1 protein-coding gene is annotated in these 229 nt (G+C 71.6%); it reads left to right on the top strand.

The features are described from left to right. Positions 1-229: type VI secretion system baseplate subunit TssK (tssK, locus tag SB725_RS34295; RefSeq protein ID WP_410923842.1), on the top strand; the 229-nt coding region annotated here is incomplete at both ends.

Genomic DNA, 229 nt, shown 5'->3' with positions numbered 1-229 from the left:
ACCGCGCGCCGGTGGCCGTGGGCTCTCGGGCCCTGCGCCTGCTCACCGCCCAGGACGGCCTCAGCGACTACGCCGCCATTGGCGTGGTGCGGGTCAAGGAGAAACGCGCCGACCGTGCTCTGGTGCTGGACGACAGCTACATTCCGCCGGTGCTGGACGTGGCCGCGTCCAAGCCGTTGAGCGCCTTTCGCAGCGAGCTGCTGGGCCTGCTGCACCAGCGCGGCGAAGC

The organism is Pseudomonas sp. SIMBA_041, from assembly GCF_046535095.1.
GTDB classification, from domain to species: domain Bacteria; phylum Pseudomonadota; class Gammaproteobacteria; order Pseudomonadales; family Pseudomonadaceae; genus Aquipseudomonas; species Aquipseudomonas mucoides.
Note: the sequence above shows the minus strand (reverse complement) of the source record. Positions and strands in the feature narration are given on the sequence as shown.